This window comes from Aquincola agrisoli, assembly GCF_036621135.1.
Classification (GTDB): Bacteria; Pseudomonadota; Gammaproteobacteria; order Burkholderiales; family Burkholderiaceae_C; genus Aquincola; species Aquincola agrisoli.
This window is the reverse complement of record NZ_JAZIBG010000031.1, coordinates 42,641-58,801: the sequence shown is the minus strand read 5'-3', so window position 1 is coordinate 58,801 and position 16,161 is coordinate 42,641. Positions and strand designations below refer to the sequence as shown.

Genomic DNA, 16,161 nt, shown 5'->3' with positions numbered 1-16,161 from the left:
GAAAGGCAGGCGGGCTGGCGGGGGAGCGGCCTGGCTCACGGGCCGCAGGCTTGCTGCGCCCGAACGGTGTTGTCTCCATCGGGATGGCGATCGTTGGGGGTTTGCCGGCCAGTGTATCGGCCGCCACCCCAACTCCGGGCCAGGCGATCAGCCTGCGCGCCGAGGTGCAGACGTCAAGGACAGGCCGCCATCACCTGCGCCACCGCCGCCGTGAGCTTCTTGCCGTAGGGCACATGCAGGAACTCGTTGGGCCCGTGGGCGTTGCTCTTCGGGCCGAGCACGCCGCACACCATCATTTGCGCCTTCGGGAAGCCCTGCTGCAGCATGCTCATCAGCGGGATGGTGCCGCCCTGCCCGATGAAGCCGACCGGCGCGCCGAAGTGGGCCTGGGAGGCCGTGTCCAGCGCCTCCAGCAGCCACGGCGACAGCTCCGGCGCGTTCCAGCCGTTGGCCCCGTAGGCGCCGGCGCGGCCGTCGGGCTGGAAGGTGACCTTCGCGTTGTAGGGCGCGTTGTCCTCGAGCAGCGCCTTCAGCTTCAGCGCCGCCTCGTTGCCATCGACCAGCGGCGGCAGCCGCAGGCTGAGCTTGAACGCGGTGTACGGCCGCAGCACGTTGCCGGCGTTCTTCAGTTCCGGGAAGCCGTCGACGCCAACGACCGACAGCGTCGGACGCCAGGTGCGGTTCAGCAGCGCCTGCACCGGCTCCTGCGTGGTGGGCAGCGTGGCGCCGCCGTCGGCACCGCAGGCCCACGGGAAGCGCCTCCACACCTCGTCCTTCAGGATCGCGGCCGTGGCCTGGGCCTGCTCGATGCGGGAAGCAGGGATCTCGCAGTGGAAGCTCTGAGGCAGCAGCTCGCCGGTGCGGCTGTCTTCGAGCCGGTCGAGCACCTGGCGCAGGATGCGGAAGCTGCTGGGCACCAGGCCGCTGGCGTCGCCCGAGTGCACGCCCTCGGTCAGCACCTCCACCTTCAGGACGCCGCTGACCATGCCGCGCAGGCTGGTCGTGAGCCACAGCTGGTCGTAGTTGCCGGCGCCGGAATCGAGGCATACCACCAGTCCGACGTCGCCCAGCCGCGGGCGCAGCAGGTCGAGGTAGGCCGGCAAGTCGAAGGAGCCGCTCTCTTCGCACGCCTCGATCAGGCCCACGCAGCGCGGGCGCGGAATGCCCTGCCGGTCGAGCGCCATGATGGCCGTGAGCGAGGCATACACCGCGTAGCCGTCGTCGGCGCCGCCGCGGCCGTAAAGCAGGCCGTCCTCGTACTTGGGCGTCCAAGGGCCGAGGTCGCTGCGCCAGCCGGTGAACTCGGGCTGCTTGTCGAGGTGGCCGTAGAGCACGACGGTGTCGGTGCTGCCGGGCTTGGTGGCCGGCACCTCGAAGAAGATCACCGGCGTGCGGCCCTCGAGGCGGATGACCTCCAGCGTCAGCCCTGCCACCTGGCGCGATTCGACCCACGCGGCCGCCTCGCGCACCACCTGGTCGACGTGGCCGTGCTGCTGCCAGTCGGCGTCGAACATCGGGCTCTTGGCCGGGATGCCGATGTAGCGCGTGAGTGCCGGCACGATCTCCTCATCCCAGGCGCGGGCGGCGAACGCGCCGATGGCGGCGCTGTCGTCGGGCTGCAGCGGCAGGTCGGGATCGCGGGCGTTCATGGCGGCTTCCTCCGGCGATGGAATCTGCCGAGTTTAGGCCGGCCTCACACCGGCCAGGCCATCGCGAAGGCGTTCTTGCCGGTGCGCTTGACCTCGTACATGGCTGCATCGGCCGCCTGCACGATCTGCGCGCGCACGCTGCCATGCAAGGGCGCGCAGGCCATGCCGATGCTGGCGCCCACACGCACCACCTGGCCGCCGGCCAGGACGATGGGCTCGCACAGCGCGCGCTGGATCGCCCGCGCGGTCTGCGACAGCGCATCCTCGCCCGGCCCCACGCGCTCCATCACCACCGCGAATTCGTCGCCCCCCAGCCGGCCGATGACGTCGGCGCTGCGGCGCACGGACTGCTTCATGCGCGCGGCACAGGTCCTCAGCACCTCGTCGCCCGCCTCATGGCCGAGCGCATCGTTGACCTGCTTGAAGCCGTCGAGGTCGATGAAGATCAGCCCCAGCGGCTGCGCCGCGGCCGACAGCAGCCGGTCCAGGTGCAGGTCGAAACCCGCGCGGTTCTTGAGCCCGGTCAGCGCGTCGTGCTCGGCCTGGTGGCGCACACGATGCTCGGCACGCCTGCGTTCCGTCACGTCGTACATCACCGCCTCGATCAGCGGCTCGGGCGCGTCGGCCGGCTGCACGCCTTCCGCCGCCCCTGTCTGCACCGAGATCAGGCAGTGCACCCAGCGCAGCGCGTCCCCGGGCTGCCGCAGCTCGAGGTCCGCCGACACCGTGCGCCCGCTGTCCATGGCCTCGCGGATCATCGCCTGCGCACGCTCGGGCTGCGCGAACACCTGGTGCACGAAGTCGGCCTCGCGCAGCCCGCGCATGCTCTGCAGCGGCAGGCCGATGACACGCAGCGCCGTCGGGTTGCTGTTGATCAGCCGGCCGTCGGGCGACAGCACGAAGATGCCGGCGCTGGTCGAGTCGAAGATCTGTCGGTACTGCGCCTCCATCGCCTCGATCTCCTCGCGCAGCTGCCGCTCGCGCGCCAGCGCCACCTGGTTCGCTTCGAGCAGCGCGTTGGCGCCGGCAATCAGCTGCCCGATCTCGTCGCCCTCATGCGAGGCCGGCGTGCGCAGGCGCTCCTGCGTGCCCGGCGCCATGCGGCGCAGGCTGGCGGCCGTCGCGACGATGGGCCGCGACACCAGCCGCGCCGCCAGGGCATACAGCAGCAGGGCGACCAGCAGCGTCTGGCCCACCAGCGGGAGGGCCAGGGCACGGGCCTCTCGCCAGGCCTGCGAGGCCTGCTCGTCGGCATCGGCCACCAGTTCGATCCCCCCGACCACCTCGCCGTCATCGAAGGGCGACACCACCGCCTGCCGCACCACCTGCCCCACGCGGACGGCCGCCGCCGCGCGCGTCATCTCGACCAGCGGCACGCCCTGCGCGTCGTGCACCGACACGCGGGCCAGTTTGGGGTGGCGCACCAGGCCGCCGGCCACCTCGCGCAGCAGCACGGCGTCGGCGCTGTAGACGCCGATCTCCACCGTCTTCTGCACCGCCACGAGCAGGTCGGCCAACGTGTGGCGGGCCTCCTCCCGGGCCCGTTGCTGGCCCAGTCCGTAGGCGGCCGCCGCTGCGAGCAGCGCGAACACCGCCGCCCCTGCGCACACCGCCAGCAGCAGGCGCATCTGCAGCCCCTGCCCCGCGGGGCGGGGCCCACGGGTCAATGCGGCTCCTTCAGCACCAGCACCACGCGCAGGCCCTTGTCGGTGGGTTCCGTGCTGAGGTAGCCGATGGCGCTGGGGTTGCGCCTGACAAGGTCGGCCACCGCCGATTCGCCCGGCAGGGCCTGCGGCGGCATCGTCTGCCCGGTGAACATCAGGCGCGACCAGTAGCTGTTGACCTGTGCCAGGCTCTGGCCCGTCAGCGCCTGGTAGAACCGTTCGCGCACGGCGCTGTCGCGCGGCAAGTCGAAGGGCAGCGCGAAGTCGCCCTGCGCGAAGGTGCGGCTGCGGCCCATGAAGAGGTCGACGACCTCCTTCTGCGCCATCGCCCGCTGCGGGTTGCCGGCGTGCACGACCACGTACAGGTCGGCGCGCGCCGCACCTGCGCAGGCCAGCGCCGCCGCCAGCGCCAGCCGTCGGACCAGCCGCGCCGGCCACGGGAGGGGGTGATGTGCCTTGTTCATCGCCATGGCCCGCGACTCAGAAGACGAAGTCCAGCGCCAGGCTGACGACGCGCGGGCGCGCGCCCTCCCCGACCCCGTGGGCCCACAGCATGCTGCCGTTGCGCTCGACGACGAAGCGGTCGAACTGCAGCTTGAGCGCCGCGCGCGGATGCACGTCCCAGCGGATGCCGAGCGACAGGGAGCGCTGCCGCAGCATGGCGGAGTTGATCTCGGTGTAGCCCTGTGTCGCCAGCCACTGTGCCTGCAGCGCGGCCTGCGGGCCGATGAGCGGCGCGAGCTGCTCAGCCCACCGCGAGGGCGGGCGCGTCAGCGAAGCATTGCTGCCCCGGCCTGCCGTGGCATGGAGCGTGACGTCGCCGAAGCGGCGGCCCAGGCTCAGGTAGCCAAAATGGCCGTGCAGGTAATTGGCGTCCGAGACCGCGCGCACCCATTCGGCACTCGCCAGCCAGACGCCGTCGTCGTAGGCCAGGCCCAGGGCCAGGTACGTCATCTGCTGCCAGCGCACGGTGTCGTCGATCTGTGCGCTCATCTCGACCGCCTCGGCCGCTGCCGGCACAGGCAGCGCTGCCAGGGCCTGCAGCGTGGACTGCACCGCCCGGCTGGTGGCCGAAGGCTTGATGCGCCCCTTGAAGCGCGCCGCGGTGGCCCGCCATGACAACGGGCCGACCTCGTGCGACAGCGTGATGCCCAGCGCATCGCGCGCCTGGAAGGTCAGGCTGGCCGCCACCACGCCGGGCACGTCGGTGGAACCCTGGCCGGCGAAGGCGCGCACCCGCCAGCGCGCACCGTCCACGTCCTTGTGCCAGGTGAGGTCGACGCCGTCGATGGCATACAGCGGCAAGGGGCCGTAGGTGTCCACGTTGGGCCGCACCGAGGGGTAGGCGAAGCCGACGCTGCGGTACTCCGACGCGAGGAAGATGTCGGTGCTGGTGCGGCCCAGCCGCAGAGTCAGGTCCGGCCGGGGCCGCCACGCGGCGAAGGCCCATTCCAGCTGGGCGTTGCTCGTCACCAGGCGCTTGAGGAGGACCTGGCCCACCAGCTCGAACTCCGGCGTGAACGCATAGTTGGCTTGCAGGCCGAGGCGGCTGTCGACGTCCAGGCGCGTACCACCGGTGTTGCTCGGCTGGTTGAACGCGCGCCGCAGGCCCCAGCCCTCGGGTGCGCGCGCATGCGCGACGCCCAGCGTGCCGAAGCCATTGAGCCGCAGGCCCGTGCCGGCGGCCTCGTGGAGGCTGGCCGGCTCGGCCGTGCCGTCGGGGCCGGCGGCCAGCGCCCCGGCGGGCCACGCCATCGCGCCGAACACGACGCCCAGCGCACTGATGAATGTGATGCTCTTGGCCATGACCACCCCTCTATCGGCAGCACGGCGAATCAATTTACGTATTTGTGGCGTTTTGAGACCCTCTCTGCAGCGGCTCCGGCGCCCGTCAGCCCTCGAAGCGGTAGGGCACCAGCGACTCGCTGTCCTCGTCCACCACCAGCGGCTTGCCTGCGGGCGGGAACGCACGCTGCACGCAATCGGCCCGGGGGCACACACGGCAGCCGGGGCCGATGGGCACCACCGGTGCCGGCGCGGCGAGGTTCAGGCCATCGGCATAGACCAGCTCGTGCGCGTGTGACAACTCGCAGCCCAGCCCCACCGCGAACAGCTTGCGGCGCGCCAGGTAGCCGCCGCCGCCCCGCTCGATGGTGCGGGCGATGCCGAAGAAGCGCGTGCCGTCGGGCATCTCGGCGATCTGCGTGAGGATGCGGCCCGGCTGCGTGAAGGCCTCGTGCACCTGCCACAGCGGGCACGCACCGCCGTGCCGCGCGAAGTGGAAGGCCGTCGCGCTCTGGCGCTTGGAGATGTTGCCCGCCTGGTCCACGCGGACGAAGTACACCGGCACGCCGCGCGCGCCGGGGCGCTGCATCGTGCTCAACCGGTGGCACACCGTCTCGAAGCTCACCTGGAAACGCTGGGCCAGCAGCTCGATGTCGTAGCGCACCGCCCGCGCCTCGGCCAGGAAGCGGCCGTACGGCAGCACCAGCGCGCCGGCGAAGTAGTGCGCCAGGCCGGGCCAGGCCAGTGCGCGCGTCTCGGCATCGGCGAAGCCGGCCGCCTGGATCACCGCGTCGATCGGCGCGCGGCAGGCCAGCAGCGCGTACTGCGTCGCCATCTGGTAGGCCTGCTGCGCATCGCTCAGGTGTGCCGGCACATGCAGCCGCCGGCGTGCGGGCTCGAAGCGGCGCAGCGCGCCGTCGGCGCCCATCGTCGGCGCCTCGGCCACTTCCACGCCGCACACCTCGCGCAACACCCGGCGCATCGCCGAGGCCCGCTCGCCGGGCTGCACGCCTTCGGTTTCGGCCAGCTGCTCCGCGGCGCGGTCGAGCGCGTCGACGTAGTTCTCCAGCCGGTTGAAGTGCTCGCGCACCGCCTCGTGCGGCGGCGGCGCGATGGGGCCGCGCAGATGGTCGCCGCCCAGTTCGCCGTAGAAGCGGTCGATGGTCTGCGCGTGCTCTTCCTGCAGGCGCTGGTGGCGCTCGTGCAGCGTGAGGAAGGCCTGCACCAGTTCGGGCGCCTGCGCCACCATGCGCGCCAGCGGCGCCGGCGCCACGCGGTGGGCGCCCAGGCCGCGGTCGTGCAGCGCCACGTCCAACTCGGCGAGTAGGCGCTGGTCGTCCTGCTCGGAGAACTGCACCGCGTCGCCGCCGAACACCTCGGCCAGCTTCAGCAGCACCGCGGGCGTCACCGGGCGCTGGTCGTTCTCGATCTGGCTGACGTAGCTGAGCGACAGCCCCAGCCGCGCCGCCAGCACCCCCTGGCTGAACCCGCGCTGTTCGCGCTGGCGGCGCACCCGCGCGCCGATGAAGAGCTTGCGCCCGGACCGAGGGTCAACCCTAGCCATGTTCCACAAGCTTCACAAAAACCGGCGCGCCGGCTGCAAAGGTGTTTGCACGTTTTGTCTCTCCGGCACTTGAGGCTTGTGAAGTTGGTGGATAGATTCTGTGCGAGCGCCCCCCTCACCACAAGCGAGACAGCCATGGCTTCTTCTTCCTCCTCCACCCGCACCGTGCCGCTGTTGATCGACGGCCGCCTCGTCGAATCGCGCAGCACGCAGTGGCGCGACATCGTGAACCCCGCCACGCAGCAGGTGCTGGCCCGCGTGCCGCTGGCCACGCGGGAAGAGGTGGATGCCGCGGTGGCCTCGGCGGCCGAAGCCTTCAAGACCTGGCGCAAGACGGCCATCGGCACCCGCGCGCGCATCTTCCTGAAGTACCAGCAACTCATCCGCGACAACATGAAGGCGCTGGCGGCGATCCTCACCGCCGAGCAGGGCAAGACGCTGGCCGACGCCGAGGGCGACGTGTTCCGCGGCCTCGAGGTGGTGGAGCACGCCGCCGCCATCGGCAACCTGCAGCTCGGCGAGCTGGCCAACAACGTGGCGGGGGGGGTCGACACCTACACGCTGCTGCAGCCGCTGGGCGTGTGCGCCGGCATCACGCCGTTCAACTTCCCCGCGATGATCCCGCTGTGGATGTTCCCGATGGCCATCGCCACCGGCAACACCTTCGTGCTCAAGCCTTCGGAGCAGGATCCGATGGTCACGATGCGCCTGGCCGAGCTGGCGATGGAGGCCGGGGTGCCGCCCGGCGTGCTGAACGTGGTGCACGGTGCGGAAGACGTGGTCAACGCCCTCTGCGACCACCCCGACATCAAGGCCATCTCCTTCGTCGGCTCCACCCGCGTCGGCACGCACGTCTACCAGCGCGCGTCGCTCGCCGGCAAGCGGGTGCAATGCATGATGGGCGCGAAGAACCACGCCGTGGTGCTGCCCGACGCGCACAAGGAGCAGACCCTCAACGCGCTGCTCGGCGCCTCGTTCGGCGCGGCCGGCCAGCGCTGCATGGCGGTATCGGTGGCGGTGCTGGTGGGTGCCGCGCGCGAGTGGGTGCCCGACCTCGTGGCCAAGGCGAAGACGCTGAAGGTGGGCGCCGGCGACCGGCCCGACACCGACGTGGGCCCGCTGATCTCCTGCGCCGCGAAGGACCGCGTGACAGCATTGATCCAGCGCGGCACCGACGAAGGCGCCACGCTGGCGCTCGACGGCCGCCGGCCCGTGCTGGCCGAGGGCAACGCACCGGCCGCGGCCGAAGGCAACTTCGTCGGCCCGACCATCCTCACCGGCGTGAAGCCCGGCATGCAGGTCTACGACCAGGAGATCTTCGGCCCCGTGCTGTGCGTGGCCGAGGCCGAAACGCTGGACGACGCCATCGCGATGATCAACGCCAACCCCAACGGCAACGGCACCGCGGTGTTCACGCAGTCGGGCGCGGCGGCGCGCAAGTTCCAGGAAGAGATCGACGTGGGCCAGGTCGGCATCAACGTGCCCATCCCGGTGCCGGTGCCGTTGTTCTCGTTCAGCGGCTCGCGGGCGTCGAAGCTCGGCGACCTGGGGCCGTACGGCAAGCAGGTGGTGCTGTTCTACACGCAGACCAAGACCGTGACCGAGCGCTGGTTCGAGGACGACGTGACGACCGGGGTCAATACGACGATCTCGTTGAAGTGAATCTTCGTGCCGAGGCGGGGGGCCGTATGTGCAGGCCGCGGGAGGGCGCGGCACGCTGCTCCGCGACTGTCCCCCGGCCCGGGCTGCGCCCGAGCCTCCTCCTCTTATGTCGCTGCGCAGCATGCCCCACCCTCCCGCTCCGGCGTGGCCTGGCCGATGTCCGGGCAGAGAACAACCGGCGCTTCGACAAGGGCGTCGGGTACCCGGCGCAGCGAAATAAGAGGAGGAGGGCCGGGCCTGCCCGGCCCGGGGGACATTCGCGGAGCCGGGTACCCGGCGCCCTTGTCCGGCCCGACGTATGCGGGGATCCGCAGGGAGCAACACCGAATGGACTTTGAACTGACCGAAGAGCAGCGCGCCTTCCAGCAGAGCGCACGCGACTTCGCCCGCGAGGCGATGGCACCGCACGCCGCGCAGTGGGACGCGGAAGGCATCTTCCCGGTCGACACGCTGCGCCAGGCCGGCGAGCTGGGCTTCTGCGGTCTCTATGCGCCCGAGGCCTGTGGCGGCCTGGGCCTGCCGCGGCTCGATGCCACGCTGCTGTTCGAGGAACTGGCCTCGGCCTGCCCGTCGACCGCCGCCTACATCACCATCCACAACATGGTGACCTGGATGGTGGGTGCGTTCGCCGACCCTCGGGTGTCGCAGCACCACGGACCGCTGCTCGCCAGCGGGCAGCAGCTCGGCTCGTACTGCCTCACCGAGCCCGGTGCGGGCTCCGACGCCGCCTCGCTGCGCACCACGGCCCGGCTCGACGGCGAACACTACCTGCTCAACGGCGGCAAGGCCTTCATTTCCGGCGCCGGCGCCACCGACGTGCTGGTGGTGATGGCGCGCACCGGCGGGCCGGGTGCATCCGGCATCAGCGCCTTCGTGGTCGACGCGAAGAGCGAGGGCATCCGCTACGGCCGCAAGGAAGACAAGATGGGCTGGAACAGCCAGCCCACGCGACAGATCACCTTCGACGACGTGCGCGTGCCCGTGCTGAACCGGCTGGGCGCGGAAGGCGAAGGCTTCAAGATCGCGATGAAGGGCCTGGACGGCGGGCGCATCAACATCGCGAGCTGCTCGGTGGGCGCGGCGCAGGGCGCGCTCGATGCGGCGCAGCGCTACCTCCACGAACGCCAACAGTTCGGCAAGCCGCTGGCCGAGTTCCAGGCGCTGCAGTTCAAGCTGGCCGACATGGCGACCGAGCTGGTGGCCGCGCGCCAGATGGTGCGCCTGGCCGCCAGCAAGCTCGACCGTGCCGACCCCGACGCCACCACCTACTGCGCGATGGCCAAGCGCCTGGCCACCGACCTGTGCTTCAACGTCTGCAACGAGGCGCTGCAACTGCACGGCGGCTACGGCTACATCCGCGAATACCCGCTCGAACGCCTGCTGCGTGATGCCCGGGTGCACCAGATCCTGGAAGGCACCAACGAGATCATGCGCGTGATCATCGCCCGGCGCCTGCTGCAGGACGGCGCCACAGACACCCTTCGATAGACACACGATGACCCTCGACACCCCACCCTTCGAAGGCCTGCTGCTCGAACGCCGCGGCCACGTCGCCATCGTCACGCTCGACAACCCGCCGGCCCATACCTGGACGGACAAGAGCCTGGCCGCCCTGACGCGGCTGGTCGCCGGGCTGAACGCCGACCGCGACATCTACAGCCTCGTCGTCACCGGCGGCGGCGAGAAGTTCTTCTCCGCGGGCGCCGACCTGAAGCTCTTCGCCGACGGCGACAAGGGCCGCGCCGCGACGATGGCGCGCCGCTTCGGCGAGGCGTTCGAGGCGCTGGCCGCCTTCCGCGGCGTGAGCATCGCGGCCATCAACGGCTACGCGATGGGCGGCGGCCTGGAATGTGCGCTGGCCTGCGACCTGCGCGTGGCGGAGGAGCATGCGCAGATGGCGCTGCCCGAGGCCGGCGTCGGCCTGCTGCCCTGCGCGGGCGGCACGCAGTGGCTGGCCTGGACGGTGGGCGAAAGCTGGGCCAAGCGCATGGTGCTGCTGGGCGAGCGGGTCGATGCCGCCACCGCGCTGCGCATCGGCCTGGTCGACGACGTGGTGCCGCGCGGCCAGGCGCTGCAGCGTGCGCTGGCGATGGCGCAGCAGGTGGAGAAGCAGAGCCCCACCAGCGTCAGCGCCTGCAAGCGGCTGATCCAGGGCGCGCGCACGCAGGGCCCGCAGCAGGTGCTGGCCGCCGAACGCGAGGCCTTCGTCGCGCTGTTCGATTCCGCAGACCAGAAGGAAGGCGTCAACGCCTTCCTGGGCAAACGCGCCCCGCAGTGGCGCAATGCCTGAACGCGAATACGCTGGACCCATGAGCGAACTCAACGACATCTCCGCCATCACCACGGACGGCATCGCGTTGCGCGAGATCACCACCGCCAGCGGCCACCGCATCGGCCACGCGACGCTGAATGCCACCGCCTCCCTGAACGCGCTGAACCTCGCGATGGTCAAGCGCCTGCAGACGGCGTTTGACGCCTGGGCCGAAGACCCCCACGTCGTCGCCGTGGTGCTCGATGGCGCGGGCGAGAAGGCCTTCTGCGCCGGTGGCGACGTGGCGTCCTTGGCGCGCGAGATCCGCACGCTGCGCGAAACCGACCCCGCCGCGGTCTCGCCGCTGGCCGCCGCCTTCTTCGAGCACGAATACCGGCTCGACCACCGGCTGCACACCTTCCCCAAGCCCATCGTCTGCTGGGGCCACGGCATCGTGATGGGCGGCGGCATCGGGCTGCTGGCCGGCTGCTCGCACCGCGTCGTCACGCCGCGCACGCGGCTCGCGATGCCCGAGGTGGCGATCGGCCTCTACCCCGACGTGGCCGGCAGCTGGTTCCTGCCGCGCATGCCGGGCAAGAGCGGGCTCTTCCTCGCGCTCACCGGCGCGTCGGTCAACGCCGCCGACGCGCGCTTCACCGGCCTGGCCGACTTCATCGCCCGCAACGAGGACGAGCCGCTGCTGCTCGCCGCCCTGGCCGCCGCCGCGTGGCAGGGCGAGCCGGAGACCGACGGCGCCCAGCTCAGCCACCTGATCGAGGCGCTGGGCACGCCGGCCGACCTCGCACCCTCGCCGGTGCGCACCCACCTCGACCTGATCAACGCCACGATGGGCCACGACCGGCTGGTCGACATCGCCCCGCGCCTGCGTGCGCTGGCCGACCACGCCGACCCGTGGGTGGCCGGCGCGGTGCAGGGTTTCGTGAAGGGCTCGCCCAGTTCTGCGGCGGTGGCGTACGCGCTGCTGCAGCGCACGCGCTCGATGTCGCTGGCCGAGGTGCTGCGGCTCGAATACCAGGTGTCGCTCGGCTGCTGCGTGCACAACGATTTCGCCGAAGGTGTGCGCGCCCTGCTGATCGACAAGGACAAGCAGCCGCGCTGGGATCCGCCGACGCTGGAGACCGTGAGCCCGGCGCATGTCGAGGCGCACTTCGTGCCACGCCACGGCGCGGACGCGCACCCGCTGCAAGACCTGCGCTGAAGCCGGCCACCGCCGGCCGGCGACCACTTGACCACTTGACCACTTGACCACGTGCCTAGACAACCGGAGACGAACCTCATGGACGCGACACTGCGCATCGGCTTCATCGGCCTCGGCAACATGGGCGGGCCGATGGCGCTCAACCTCGTGAAGGCCGGGCACGAGGTCGCGGCCTTCGACCTGAACGCCGAAGCCTGCAGCAAGCTGCAGGCGCAGGGCCTGCGCATCGCGCCCTCCGCCGCCGCGGCGGCCGAAGGCGCCCAGGCCGTCATCACGATGCTGCCCGCCAGCCATCACGTCGAATCGCTCTACCTGCCCCATGGCGACGCGCCCGGCCTGCTGGCCGCGCTGCCGGCCGGCACGCTGGTGATCGACTCCAGCACCATCGCCCCCGCCAGCGCGCGCAAGGTGGCCGATGCCGCGAAGGCACGCGGCCTGGCCTTCATCGATGCGCCGGTGTCCGGCGGGACCGCAGGCGCCGCGGCCGGCACGCTCACCTTCATGATCGGTGGCGATGCGGCCACCGTGGAGCGCGCCACGCCGGTGCTGAAGGCGATGGGCGCCAACCTCTTCCACTGCGGCGACGCGGGCGCGGGCCAGGCCACCAAGCTCTGCAACAACATGCTGCTGGCCGTGCTGATGATCGGCACCAGCGAGGCGCTGGCGCTGGGCCAATCATTGGGGCTCGACCCGAAGGTGCTGTCGGAAGTGATGCGCCGCAGTTCCGGCGGCAACTGGGCGCTGGAGAAGTACAACCCCGTGCCCGGCGTGATGGAAGCCGCCCCCGCCTCGCGCGGCTACACCGGCGGCTTCGGCACCGACCTGATGCTGAAGGACCTGGGCCTGGCACAGGAAGCCGCGCTGGGCACCAGCGCCTCCACCCCGCTCGGCGGGCTGGCGCGGCAGCTTTACGCCGCGCACAGCAAGGCGGGGCATGGCGGAGAGGACTTCTCCAGCATCCTGAAGCTGGTGACAGGCGAGGACTGACGCCCACCCGCCACTGCGCGACTCACAGCAACGTCACCCCCGGCAGCGTCAACAAAGACATCTCCCGCATCAGCCGCACGAACTCGGCCACGTAGGGCCGCTCGCGCAGCCGGTCGGGCACGGCGGCGTAGAGGCGGCCGGTGAGGCCGTCGGGCCCGATGCGCTGGCTGGCGACGTAGCCGCGGTCGACGTAGCTCTTCACCGCCCACAGCGGCAGCGCGGCCAGGCCTCGGCCGCTGGCGACGAGCTGCAGCATCGCCACAGTCAGCTCGGTGGTGCGGCGCGCGGGCGTGATGCCGGCGGGCTGCAGCACGCGGCGCACCAGGTCGAGCATCTCGTCGGGCACCGGGTAGGTGATCAGCGTCTGGCCCGCGAAGTCTTCCGCCGCCAGCGCCGGCTTGCCCAGCAGCGCATGGCCTTGCGGCAGCAGCGCGACGATCTCGAAGCTGAACAGCGGCAGGAAGGCGATGCCGCTGCCTTCGCCCTCCTCGTCGAGCTCGGAAACGATGGCCACTTCGGCGCGGTCCTGGTGCAGCAGGCCGACCGGGTCGGCATGGAAACCGGAGACGATGTCGAGCTCCACCTCGGGCCAGCGCTGGCGGAAGGCGTCCATCGCGGGCATCAGCCAGTCGAAGCAGGTGTGGCACTCGACCGCGATGCGCAGCGCACCGGCCGCGCCGCTGACCAGCCGCGCCACGTCGCGCTCGGCCTCGTCGACCTGCGGCAGCACCCCATCGGCCAGCCGCAGCAGGCGCTGCCCAGGCGCGGTGAAGCTCACGGGGTTGGACTTGCGCTCGAACAGCGCGGCGCCGTAGTGCTCCTCCAGGCCCTTCAACTGGTGCGACAGGGCCGACTGGGTGAGGTTGAGCAACTGCGCCGCGCGCGAGAGGTTGCCCGCCTCGCGCAAGGCCAGCAGCGTCTTCAAGTGGCGCAGTTCAAGCAGCGATTGCATGTTGAGCCTGATTCATGGAGAAGCCGAAAAACTTTCGCTTGAATCATAAAGACGGGCTGCCGATCATTCAAGCTGAATTCATTCAAATCCGGCTTCATCATGATCAAGACTCATACTCTCGGCTTTCCGCGCATGGGCGCGCAGCGTGAACTGAAGTTCGCCCTGGAGCGCCATTGGCGCGGCGAGATCGACGCGGCCACGCTCGAAGCCACGGGCCGTGCGCTGCGCCAGCGCCATTGGGCCCAGCAGCGTGAAGCGGGCCTGGCCTTCGTGGCCGTGGGCGATTTCGCCTACTACGACCACGTCGCCAACCACGTGCAGCTCTTCGGCTGCGAGCCCGCGCGCTTCGGCTTCAGCGGCGACGAGCCTGCGCTCGCGCGCTACTTCACGATGGCGCGCGGCGTGGCCGCCGAGGCCGGCGCCGGCTGCAACGACACCGCCTGCACCCGCGCCCACCACGGCAGCGCCTCGCTGGAGATGACCAAGTGGTTCGACACCAACTACCACTACCTCGTGCCCGAGTTCAACGCGGCCACGCGCTTCACGCTGCACGCGCAACGCCTGCTGGCCGAGGTGGACGAAGCGCTGGCGCTGGGCCACGGCGTGAAGCCGGTGCTGATCGGGCCCGTGAGCTTCCTGTGGCTCGGCAAGTCGCACGAGGCGGGTTTCGACCGGCTCTCGCTGCTCGGCGCGTTGCTGCCGGTGTACGCCGACCTGCTGAAGCGCCTGGCCGCCCGCGGCGTGCAGTGGGTGCAGGTGGACGAGCCGGTGCTGGGCCTCGACCTGCCGCCCGCGTGGCAGCAGGCGCTGCGCGAGGCCTATGAAGCGCTGAAGACCGCCGACGTCTCGCTGCTGCTGGCCACCTACTTTTCGCCGCTGCAGGAGAACCTGCCGCTCGCCTGCGCGCTGCCGGTGGCCGGCCTGCACGTGGATGCGGTGCGCGCGGCCGGCGAATTGCAAGCCGTGCTCGATACGCTGCCCGCCGGCCGCGAGCTCTCCATCGGCATCGTCGACGGCCGCAACATCTGGCGCACCGATCTCGACGCGGCACTGGGGGTGCTGCGCCCGGCGCTGGAACGCCGCGGCGGCCGGCTGTGGCTGGCGCCGTCGTGCTCGCTGCTGCACGTGCCGCTGTCGCTGCGCGAAGACGCCGCGCTCGACGCGGAACTGCGCAGCTGGCTGGCCGGCGCCACCGAGAAGCTCGACGAGCTGCGCACGCTCCGCACCGCGCTGAGCCAGGGCGATGCGGCCGTGCGCGCCGCGCTGTTCGCCGCCCGATCCGCCACGCATGGGCGTGCCCACAGCCCGCGCGTGCACAACCGCGCGGTGGCCGAGCGCATCGCCGCGCTGCCGGCTGATGCCGACCGGCGCGGGGCGGCGTTCCCGCGGCGCCAGGCGCTGCAGCGGGCGCGGTTCAAGCTGCCCGCGTTCCCCACCACCACGATCGGCTCCTTCCCGCAGACGCCGCAGATCCGCGCCGCGCGCGCCGCGTTCAAGCGCAAGGAACTCAGCGCAGAGGCCTACCGCGACGCCATGGCGCAGGAGATCGCGCTGGCCGTGCGCGAACAGGAGGCGCTGGGCATCGACGTGCTGGTGCACGGCGAGGCCGAGCGCAACGACATGGTCGAGTACTTCGGCGAGCAGCTCGACGGCTTCGCCTTCACCGCCAACGGCTGGGTGCAGTCGTACGGCTCGCGCTGCGTGAAGCCACCGGTGCTGTTCGGCGACGTGTCGCGGCCGAAGCCGATGACGGTGGACTGGACCGTCTACGCGCAAAGCCTGACGCCGCGGCCGATGAAGGGCATGCTGACCGGGCCGATCACGATCCTGCAGTGGTCCTTCGTGCGCGACGACCAGCCGCGCGACGCCACCGCGCTGCAGATCGCGCTGGCCATCCGCGACGAGGTGGTCGACCTGGAGCAGGCCGGCATCGGCATCGTGCAGATCGACGAGCCCGCGATCCGCGAAGGCCTGCCGCTGCGCCGCGCGCTGTGGAAGCCCTACCTCGACTGGGCGGCGCGGGCCTTCCGCGTCTCGGCCTCGGGCGTGGGCGACGCGACGCAGATCCACACCCACATGTGCTATTCGGAGTTCAACGACATCCTGCCGGAGATCGCCGCGATGGATGCCGACGTGATCACCATCGAGACCAGCCGCTCGGGCATGGAGCTGCTGCGCGGTTTCGGCGATTTCCGCTACCCGAACGAGATCGGGCCGGGCGTGTACGACATCCACTCGCCCCGCGTGCCGGGCCACGACGAGATGCTGGCGCTGCTGCGCAAGGCCGCCGCGGTCATCCCGCCGGAGCACCTGTGGGTGAACCCCGACTGCGGCCTGAAGACCCGCGACTGGCCGGAGACGCGCGCCGCGCTGCGCGGCATGGTGGCTGCGGCGCAGGCGATGCGCCAGCGCTGAGCAGGCGCCGGCG

12 protein-coding genes are annotated in these 16,161 nt (G+C 71.2%); 6 read left to right on the top strand and 6 right to left on the bottom strand.

Annotated elements, in window-relative coordinates:
- Positions 1 to 173: 173 nt before the first annotated feature.
- From V4F39_RS15895 to V4F39_RS15875, 5 genes are all read right to left on the bottom strand, one after another.
- Positions 174 to 1,649, bottom strand: a complete 1,476-nt coding sequence (locus tag V4F39_RS15895; RefSeq protein WP_332290656.1) for a M20 family metallopeptidase — start codon at positions 1,647 to 1,649, stop codon at positions 174 to 176.
- Between the two features lie 44 nt (positions 1,650 to 1,693).
- A complete protein-coding gene (locus V4F39_RS15890) occupies positions 1,694 to 3,316 on the bottom strand; it encodes a diguanylate cyclase domain-containing protein (protein WP_332290654.1) in 1,623 nt (540 codons plus the stop codon).
- Positions 3,313 to 3,777: a type 2 periplasmic-binding domain-containing protein gene (locus V4F39_RS15885; protein ID WP_332290653.1), complete on the bottom strand. Its 465-nt coding sequence runs from the start codon at positions 3,775 to 3,777 to the stop codon at positions 3,313 to 3,315. The genes V4F39_RS15890 and V4F39_RS15885 overlap by 4 nt, the downstream gene beginning before the upstream one ends.
- A gap of 16 nt (positions 3,778 to 3,793) precedes the next feature.
- Positions 3,794 to 5,119 (bottom strand): hypothetical protein, encoded by a 1,326-nt coding sequence (locus V4F39_RS15880; protein WP_332290652.1) that lies wholly within the window; start codon positions 5,117 to 5,119, stop codon positions 3,794 to 3,796.
- An 85-nt stretch (positions 5,120 to 5,204) separates the two neighbouring features.
- A complete protein-coding gene (locus tag V4F39_RS15875; RefSeq protein WP_332290651.1) occupies positions 5,205 to 6,662 on the bottom strand; it encodes a short-chain fatty acyl-CoA regulator family protein in 1,458 nt (485 codons plus the stop codon).
- 135 nt (positions 6,663 to 6,797) lie between these two features.
- Between V4F39_RS15875 and V4F39_RS15870 the strand changes: the two genes are divergently transcribed.
- The 5 genes from V4F39_RS15870 to mmsB all read left to right on the top strand — a co-directional run bounded on the left by V4F39_RS15870 (position 6,798) and on the right by mmsB (position 12,781).
- A complete protein-coding gene (locus tag V4F39_RS15870) occupies positions 6,798 to 8,324 on the top strand; it encodes a CoA-acylating methylmalonate-semialdehyde dehydrogenase (RefSeq protein WP_332290649.1) in 1,527 nt (508 codons plus the stop codon).
- A 327-nt stretch (positions 8,325 to 8,651) separates the two neighbouring features.
- Complete coding sequence (locus tag V4F39_RS15865; RefSeq protein WP_332290648.1) at positions 8,652 to 9,812, top strand: acyl-CoA dehydrogenase family protein; 1,161 nt, start codon at positions 8,652 to 8,654, stop codon at positions 9,810 to 9,812.
- Positions 9,813 to 9,819: 7 nt separating this feature from the next.
- Complete coding sequence (locus V4F39_RS15860) at positions 9,820 to 10,614, top strand: enoyl-CoA hydratase (protein ID WP_332290647.1); 795 nt, start codon at positions 9,820 to 9,822, stop codon at positions 10,612 to 10,614.
- A gap of 19 nt (positions 10,615 to 10,633) precedes the next feature.
- Complete coding sequence (locus V4F39_RS15855) at positions 10,634 to 11,794, top strand: enoyl-CoA hydratase/isomerase family protein (RefSeq protein ID WP_332290646.1); 1,161 nt, start codon at positions 10,634 to 10,636, stop codon at positions 11,792 to 11,794.
- A 90-nt stretch (positions 11,795 to 11,884) separates the two neighbouring features.
- On the top strand, positions 11,885 to 12,781 hold the full coding sequence (mmsB, locus tag V4F39_RS15850) for a 3-hydroxyisobutyrate dehydrogenase (RefSeq protein WP_332290787.1): 897 nt from the start codon (positions 11,885 to 11,887) through the stop codon (positions 12,779 to 12,781).
- A gap of 22 nt (positions 12,782 to 12,803) precedes the next feature.
- Here the strand turns inward: mmsB and V4F39_RS15845 are convergent, their stop codons facing one another.
- Positions 12,804 to 13,733, bottom strand: a complete 930-nt coding sequence (locus tag V4F39_RS15845) for a LysR family transcriptional regulator (protein ID WP_332290645.1) — start codon at positions 13,731 to 13,733, stop codon at positions 12,804 to 12,806.
- 99 nt (positions 13,734 to 13,832) lie between these two features.
- Here V4F39_RS15845 and metE point away from each other — a divergent pair, with 99 nt between their 5' ends.
- The gene (gene metE / locus V4F39_RS15840) at positions 13,833 to 16,148 is read left to right on the top strand and encodes a 5-methyltetrahydropteroyltriglutamate--homocysteine S-methyltransferase (RefSeq protein ID WP_332290643.1); all 2,316 of its coding nucleotides are present in this window, start codon (positions 13,833 to 13,835) and stop codon (positions 16,146 to 16,148) included.
- Positions 16,149 to 16,161 lie beyond the last annotated feature (13 nt).

What these genes read in the sequence shown, in the direction of transcription:
- V4F39_RS15865 (WP_332290648.1), top strand. Translation starts at nt 8,652, where the DNA reads ATGGACTTTGAACTGACCGAAGAGCAGCGCGCCTTCCAGCAGAGCGCA.
- V4F39_RS15860 (WP_332290647.1), top strand. Translation starts at nt 9,820, where the DNA reads ATGACCCTCGACACCCCACCCTTCGAAGGCCTGCTGCTCGAACGCCGC.
- V4F39_RS15895 (WP_332290656.1), bottom strand. Translation starts at nt 1,649, where the DNA reads ATGAACGCCCGCGATCCCGACCTGCCGCTGCAGCCCGACGACAGCGCC.
- V4F39_RS15855 (WP_332290646.1), top strand. Translation starts at nt 10,634, where the DNA reads ATGAGCGAACTCAACGACATCTCCGCCATCACCACGGACGGCATCGCG.
- V4F39_RS15845 (WP_332290645.1), bottom strand. Translation starts at nt 13,733, where the DNA reads ATGCAATCGCTGCTTGAACTGCGCCACTTGAAGACGCTGCTGGCCTTG.
- V4F39_RS15880 (WP_332290652.1), bottom strand. Translation starts at nt 5,119, where the DNA reads ATGGCCAAGAGCATCACATTCATCAGTGCGCTGGGCGTCGTGTTCGGC.
- V4F39_RS15875 (WP_332290651.1), bottom strand. Translation starts at nt 6,662, where the DNA reads ATGGCTAGGGTTGACCCTCGGTCCGGGCGCAAGCTCTTCATCGGCGCG.
- metE (WP_332290643.1), top strand. Translation starts at nt 13,833, where the DNA reads ATGATCAAGACTCATACTCTCGGCTTTCCGCGCATGGGCGCGCAGCGT.
- V4F39_RS15885 (WP_332290653.1), bottom strand. Translation starts at nt 3,777, where the DNA reads ATGAACAAGGCACATCACCCCCTCCCGTGGCCGGCGCGGCTGGTCCGA.
- V4F39_RS15870 (WP_332290649.1), top strand. Translation starts at nt 6,798, where the DNA reads ATGGCTTCTTCTTCCTCCTCCACCCGCACCGTGCCGCTGTTGATCGAC.